This window comes from Streptomyces sp. SID5785 (assembly GCF_009870065.1).
Lineage (GTDB): Bacteria > Actinomycetota > Actinomycetes > Streptomycetales > Streptomycetaceae > Streptomyces.
In genome coordinates this window covers 1-5996 of the sequence record NZ_WWIA01000438.1, presented here as the reverse complement: position 1 = coordinate 5996, position 5996 = coordinate 1, and the positions used below count along the sequence as shown (strand labels likewise).

Annotated in this window: 7 protein-coding genes and 1 pseudogene; 2 read left to right on the top strand and 6 right to left on the bottom strand. The window is 74.0% G+C overall.

Annotated elements, in window-relative coordinates:
- The 3 genes and pseudogenes from GTW43_RS14585 to GTW43_RS14575 form a co-directional block, all read right to left on the bottom strand.
- Window positions 1-218: pseudogene (locus GTW43_RS14585) on the bottom strand (sugar kinase); the annotation flags it as partial.
- A 109-nt stretch (window positions 219-327) separates the two neighbouring features.
- On the bottom strand, window positions 328-993 hold the full coding sequence (locus tag GTW43_RS14580) for a response regulator transcription factor (RefSeq protein ID WP_161302257.1): 666 nt from the start codon (window positions 991-993) through the stop codon (window positions 328-330).
- A gap of 27 nt (window positions 994-1020) precedes the next feature.
- Window positions 1021-2292, bottom strand: coding sequence for a histidine kinase (locus tag GTW43_RS14575; protein ID WP_161302255.1), 1272 nt, complete (start codon window positions 2290-2292; stop codon window positions 1021-1023).
- Window positions 2293-2471: 179 nt separating this feature from the next.
- Here GTW43_RS14575 and GTW43_RS14570 point away from each other — a divergent pair, with 179 nt between their 5' ends.
- Window positions 2472-2690, top strand: a complete 219-nt coding sequence (locus GTW43_RS14570; protein WP_237536600.1) for a hypothetical protein — start codon at window positions 2472-2474, stop codon at window positions 2688-2690.
- A 10-nt stretch (window positions 2691-2700) separates the two neighbouring features.
- On the opposite strand, the gene GTW43_RS14565 is transcribed toward GTW43_RS14570, so the two are convergent.
- A complete protein-coding gene (locus GTW43_RS14565; protein ID WP_161302253.1) occupies window positions 2701-3117 on the bottom strand; it encodes a ribonuclease in 417 nt (138 codons plus the stop codon).
- Between the two features lie 200 nt (window positions 3118-3317).
- Between GTW43_RS14565 and GTW43_RS14560 the strand changes: the two genes are divergently transcribed.
- Window positions 3318-4049 carry an SDR family oxidoreductase gene (locus GTW43_RS14560; protein ID WP_161302251.1) on the top strand — a complete coding sequence of 244 codons (732 nt, stop codon included), beginning with the start codon at window positions 3318-3320 and terminating at the stop codon, window positions 4047-4049.
- A gap of 104 nt (window positions 4050-4153) precedes the next feature.
- Here the strand turns inward: GTW43_RS14560 and alc are convergent, their stop codons facing one another.
- Window positions 4154-5278, bottom strand: a complete 1125-nt coding sequence (alc, locus tag GTW43_RS14555; protein WP_161302250.1) for an allantoicase — start codon at window positions 5276-5278, stop codon at window positions 4154-4156.
- Window positions 5279-5280: 2 nt separating this feature from the next.
- Window positions 5281-5996: amidohydrolase family protein (locus GTW43_RS14550; RefSeq protein ID WP_161302248.1), on the bottom strand; the 716-nt coding region annotated here is incomplete at its 5' end.

The following is a 5996-nucleotide window of genomic DNA, read 5'->3' as shown; positions in this document are numbered from 1 at the left end:
CGCGGACGGCCGCCGTCGGACTCGACGGAACCGGCCTCCTCCAGGAGGCCGTCGGCGACGAGTTCGCCGACGACGTTGCTCACGGAGCCCGAGCTGAGTGCGGTGAGCGGGCCGAGCTCCTGCCGGCTGAGCGGTCCGTCGAACCAGATCGTGCGCAGTACGGTCGCCCGGTTGCCGCGCCGCAGATCGCGGACCGTCCGCCGCGGTGGTCCCGCCATGTCCTGGTCCCGCCCTCTCCCCCGTCGCCGGGCCGCCGTCGTGCGCCCGCTGCCGTGTCGCCCGGCAGACCTCGAACCTACCCCGGCGGCCGGGGCCGCGAGAGGCCGCTCAGGCCGCGTCGAGCAGGCCCGCGTCGTGGACGAGCAGCGCGATCTGCACGCGGTTGTTGAGGTCCAGCTTCGTCATGACGCGGGACACGTGCGTCTTGACGGTGGCGACGCTCATGTAGAGGGTCGCGGCGATCTCGGCGTTGGACTTGCCGCGGCCGACCTCGAGGGCGACGTCCCGTTCGCGTCCGGCGAGCAGGGCGACGCGGGCGCGGGCCCGTGCGGTGCGGGTCTCGCGCTCGGAGGCGGCGGCGTGGGTCATCAACTGGCGGGTGACGGCCGGAGAGAGCACCGGGTCACCGGCCGCGACGCTGCGCACGGCGCCGAGGATCTCGGCGGGGGTCGCGTCCTTGAGGACGAAACCCGCGGCACCCGCGCGCAGCGCCCGCAGCACCTGCTCGTCGGCGTGGAAGGTGGTGAGGACGACGACCTCGGGGGCGTCCGGCACGGCGCGCAGCCGCTCGGTGGCGGTGAGCCCGTCCATGACGGGCATCCGGATGTCCATGAGCACGACGTCCGGCCGGACCGTGCCCGCGAGTTCGACGGCCCGCGCCCCGTCGGCGGCCTCCCCGACGATCTCGACGTCCTCGGCGCCGCCCAGCATGAGGGTCAGGCCGGAGCGGACGAGGGCGTCGTCGTCGACGAGCAGCAGCCGGATCGTGTTCATGGCCCCCACCGTAGTCATCGCGCCCGGTCACCCGGCCCACGGGAGCCAGGCGCGGACCGCGAACCCGCCGTCCGGTCCGGGGCCGTGGTCGAGCCGGCCGCCGGCGAGCGTGGCGCGCTCGGTGAGTCCGATCAGCCCCTGCCCGGAGCCGGGCACGTGCGGGACGGGCCCGGACGGCGCCGGGTTGCGCACGGTGACGGTGAGTCCGTCGCCGGGTGCGCCGTCGACGGTGAGGGTGACCTCGGCGCCGGGTGCGTGCTTGCGGGCGTTGGTCAGGCCCTCCTGGGCGATCCGGTAGGCGGTGCGCCCGGTGGAGGCGGGGACGGTGTCCGGATCGCCCACGCGGTTGTCGAGGCCGACCTTCATCCCGGCCTCGCGGGACTCGGCGACCAGTGCGTCGAGCGCGGCGAGCGTCGGCTGGGGGCGGCCCGGCTCGTCGCCCTGGTCGCCGGCCCGGAGCACGCCGATGATCTCGCGCAGGTCCTGCAGCGCCTCGTGCGCGCTCTCCCGGATGACGCCAGCGGCCCGGGCGATCTCGTCGCGGGGCGCGTCGGGGCGGAACTCCAGGGCGCCCGCGTGCACGCTGAGCAGGGTGAGCCGGTGGGCGAGCACGTCGTGCATCTCGCGGGCGATGGCCTCGCGGGCCAGCCGCTGGGCCTGCTCGGCGCGCAGCCCGGCCTCGGTCTCGGCCCGCCGCGCGCGGTCCCGCAGCGACATGAGGAGCTGGCGCCGGGAGCGGACGAACATGCCCCAGCCGACCACCGTGACCATGAGGATCACGGTGAACGAGACGGACAGCAGGTACGGGGAGTCGGGCGCGGGCCGCCACCAGTAGAAGACCGGCAGAAGAGCGCCGGAGATCCCGACGACCCAGGCGGCGTCGCGGAACGGCCGGTGCACGGCCACCGTGAAGATCGAGATCATGACGGCCCCGGCCGCGGTGTCCGACAGGAAACCGGCCGGGATCATCGCGACGGCGTACCCGAGGGGCCACCGCCGCCGCAGCCACACGCCGGCGCAGGCGAGCGCGCCGATGACCTGGTCGGCGACGGCGACGGCGGGCGACAGGCGGGGGTTGTCCCAGACCTGCTGGGAGAAGGCCAGCCCCATGACGACGGCGATGAAGAAGCAGCAGAAGTCGACGAGCCAGTCGCGGGCGGTGCGCCGCCGCCGGCCCGGCTGCCCCTGCGAGTCGAGGTCGAGCTCGTCGGCGAGCGTCGAGGGCAGCAGCCAGCGGCGTGCGGACACCTGCGGCTCCTGCGCGGGCACCGGGGTCGTGGTCTGCTGCGATGACTCCATGGTCGACAAATCTACGCACCGGGAGCGGCCCGGGGCGTGCTCGGCGCCGGGCGCGCGACGAAAGTCGTACGGACGTCGACTTCGGTCGCGGATCGTGCGCCGCAGGGGCGACCTGTGGCGCACCGGTCCCGCCCCGCGGCCGACGCGGGCGGCCGGCCCGCGGGGCGAGAGTCCTGTGCATGAACAAGAAGCAGCTGCAGCAGGCGCTGGAGGCCGTCGGAGCACTCCTGCTGTTCCAGGGCGGGGTGGGCCTGGTCCACGAGTTCACCGGTTGGCTGGGCTGGGGCCTCATCCAGCACATCGGGTTCCTCGACGGCCGCGAGGTGTACGGCAGCATCGCGCTGGTGGTGCTGGCGATCGCCGTGTTCGCGGCCGCCGGGAGCGACCGGAAGGGCTAGGCGGCGTCCGCTAGCAGGAGTGGTCGACCAGGTCGAAGGACGCGTAGTGGTCGGCGGTGTAGTAGTCCTCCTGGTTCGCCTCGCCGGTCACGATGCGGCGGGCGCCGCGGTCGTCCGAGCCGGGCGTGATGACGGTGTACTCGTGGTAGTACCCGGTGGACTGCTGGGGCAGCACGCCCTCGCGGTTCTGGAAGACGGTGCCGTCCTGCTCGTACGGGTACGGGCCGCCCTGTGCGATGAGGTCCAGGGTGTCGTGCGCCTGCGAGGGCAGGGCGGAGTAGCAGATGTCGCCGACCGAGGCGGCGGACAGGACGGTCGCGGAGACGGGGGCCGGTGCGGCGGCCTGCGCGGCGACGGTGGCGGGGCCGCCGACGAACAGGGCGGCGGCGAGGGCAGCGACGCTGATGAAGCGTGGGGGAATCTTCATGCCCTCAGGATGACGCGCGTAGACGGGGGCACGTCAACACCGACTGCCGCTTGTTTTACCGGAGTTAACTTGCTACCCCCGGTCGGCCGGGGCGAACGGAGGGCGCCGGGGCGGCCTTTGTGTCCGATTGCCGCCGGTGTGCGGCGCCGCGAGCGGCTGGACTGGTGTGCAGGACATCGGCTCGCTCTCAGGAGGCGGACATGCACGGCAAGGTGGCTCTGGTGACCGGCGGCGGCCGCGGGATCGGCGCGGCGACGGCACTGCGGCTGGCGCGGGACGGCTTCGACGTGGCCGTCACGTACGTACGGGACAAGGACGCGGCCGCGGAGGTGGTGCGCGGGATCGAGGCGGCCGGCCGGCGCGGGCTCGCGGTGCGGGCCGACTCGGCGGACGCGGCCGAGGCGGCGGGCGCCGTGACCGCCGTGACGGAGCGGCTCGGGCGCCTGGACGTCCTGGTCAACAACGTGGGCGTGGGGGTGCTCGGACCGCTCGCGGAGCTCTCGCTCGCGGACGTGGACCGGGTCCTCGCGACGAACGTGCGGGGCGTGTTCCTCGCCTCGCAGGCGGCGGCGCACGTGCTGGGCGAGGGCGGCAGGATCGTCACGATCGGCACCTGCATGACACAGCGGGTGCCCGGCCCGGGCGGCACGCTCTACGCGATGAGCAAGGCGGCGCTGACCGGTCTGACGAAGGCGCTGGCCCGTGAGCTGGGCGGGCGCGGCATCACGGCGAACGTCGTGCATCCGGGCCCGGTCGACACGGACATGAACCCGGCCGGCGGCCCCTTCGCGGCGGACCAGGCACGGATGACGGCGCTCGGCCGCTTCGGCGCGCCGGACGAGATCGCGCGGACGGTCGCCCATCTCGCGGGCCCGGGCGGGAGTTACGTCACGGGGGCCGAGTTCGCGGTGGACGGCGGGCACGCCGCGTAGGCGACACGGGCGGGCACCCGGGTATGCGGGTACCCGGGTATGCGGAACGCGGGGCGCACCGGTGCTGTCGGGCCGGTGCGCCCCGCCGGGCTCTTTCCTACCGGTTACGCGCCCAACTCGGCGTTCCGGGCCACCAGTTGAGACGCGCCCTGCTCCGTGAGCGAGCCGAACAGGCGCAGCCGGGAGATGCCGCCGTCCGGGTAGATGTCGATCCGGGCGTGGGTGCCGACCGCCGGGGCGTCGAGCACGAAGCGGTGGTTGGTGTCGGGCTGCAGCCGGGTGCGGGGCAGCACCTCGGTCCACTCACCGTCCTCGCCGTCCCTGACACTGACGGCGGCCCAGCCCGCGCTGTTGCCCTTGAGGTAGGCCGTGTCGATCTCCAGGGCGCGGATCTGCGCCTGGGCGGCGAGCCGGTAGCGGATCCAGTCGTTGCCGGTGTCGCGGCGGCGCCGGGTCTCCCAGCCGTCGTCCATCTTGCGGGAGCGGCCCGGCTGGATGGTGTTGGAGGCGGGCGAGTAGAAGAGGTTGGAGGCGTCCTCGGCGCTGCCGCCGTTCTCCAGGGCGACCACGTCGAAGGTGCCGAGCGTGGCGAGCCACTGCGGGTCGGGGACGACCTCGCCGTACACGCGCAGCCGGGCGATACCGCCGTCGGGGTGCTGGTTGAGCCGCAGGTGCGTGAAGCGCTGCTCGGTGTCGACGGCGAAGCCGTTGGCCGCGTGGCCGCCGACGGCCGTGCGCGGGACGAGCGTCGTCCACTTCACGTCGTCGGACAGCAGCTCCCCGGGCGTGGGCGCGCCCGGGACCGAGGCGGCCTCGACGGAGACGGCCTGCGGGTAGTTCCCGCGGAAGTGGGCGGTGTCGACGACGATGCCGCGGATCACGCCGGGGGCGCCGAGCCGGACGAGGGCCCAGTCGTGGTCCTCGGCGGTGGGCCACGGGTGGTCCGCCCCTGCGCCGCGGCGGCGGCGGGTCTCCCAGCCGTCCATGATCTTGCCCTTGTGACCGAAGTGCTCGGGGTCGAACTCGGCGCGCTCGGGTACGAGGAGGTTCTCGCGCTGCGCGAAGAACTCGTCGTTGGCGGCGATCACCCCGGCGCCGAGCTGCCGCGCGGCGAGATCGGTGTACCGCGTGAACGGGAAGTCCGCGGTGCGGTAGTCGGCGTACGGGTCGCCGCCGCCGTAGGGGCTGGCGTCACCGGTGAAGGACGGTATGGCGGAGTCTGCGGGCATCGTCACTTGCTCCTCTCGAGCAGCGTGCCCCGCGGGGCGGTGAACTCGCCGTCCGCGACGATGCGTTCGCCGCGCAGCCAGGTGGAGCGGACCACGCCGTGCAGCGTCTTGCCGGCGTAGGCGGTGACGCGGTTGCGGTGCTGGAGCTCGGCCGGGTCGACGGTGAACGTCTCCTCGGGGGCGAGGACGGCGAAGTCGGCGTCGTGGCCGACGGCGATGGCGCCCTTGCGGTCGTCCAGGCCGACGAGCGCGGAGGTGCGCTCGGACATCCAGCGGACGACGTCCTCGAGGGAGTGGCCGCGCTTCCTCGCCTCGGTCCAGATGGCGGAGAGGCTCAGCTGGAGGCCGGAGATGCCGCCCCACGCGGTGGCGAAGTCGTCGGTCTTGAGGTCGGCGGTGGAGGGCGAGTGGTCCGTGACGACGCAGTCGATGGTGCCGTCGGCGAGCGCCTGCCACAGCAGGTCCTGGTTGGCGGCCTCGCGGATGGGCGGGCAGCACTTGAACTCGCTGGCGCCGTCCGGGACTTCCTCGGCGGTGAGCGTGAGGTAGTGCGGGCAGGTCTCGACGGTGAGCCGGACGCCCTCGGCCTTGGCGGCGGCGATCAGCGGCAGCGCGTCGGAGGACGACAGGTGCAGGATGTGGATGCGGGCGCCGATCCGCTTGGCGGTGTCGATGAGCCCGCGGATCGCGACGTCTTCGGAGACGCGCGGGCGGGTCA

Excerpts from the sequence above, each read along its gene's own strand:
- GTW43_RS14565 (WP_161302253.1), bottom strand. The coding sequence starts at position 3,117 with ATGAAGATTCCCCCACGCTTCATCAGCGTCGCTGCCCTCGCCGCCGCC.
- GTW43_RS14575 (WP_161302255.1), bottom strand. The coding sequence starts at position 2,292 with ATGGAGTCATCGCAGCAGACCACGACCCCGGTGCCCGCGCAGGAGCCG.
- GTW43_RS14560 (WP_161302251.1), top strand. The coding sequence starts at position 3,318 with ATGCACGGCAAGGTGGCTCTGGTGACCGGCGGCGGCCGCGGGATCGGC.
- GTW43_RS14580 (WP_161302257.1), bottom strand. The coding sequence starts at position 993 with ATGAACACGATCCGGCTGCTGCTCGTCGACGACGACGCCCTCGTCCGC.
- alc (WP_161302250.1), bottom strand. The coding sequence starts at position 5,278 with ATGCCCGCAGACTCCGCCATACCGTCCTTCACCGGTGACGCCAGCCCC.
- GTW43_RS14570 (WP_237536600.1), top strand. The coding sequence starts at position 2,472 with ATGAACAAGAAGCAGCTGCAGCAGGCGCTGGAGGCCGTCGGAGCACTC.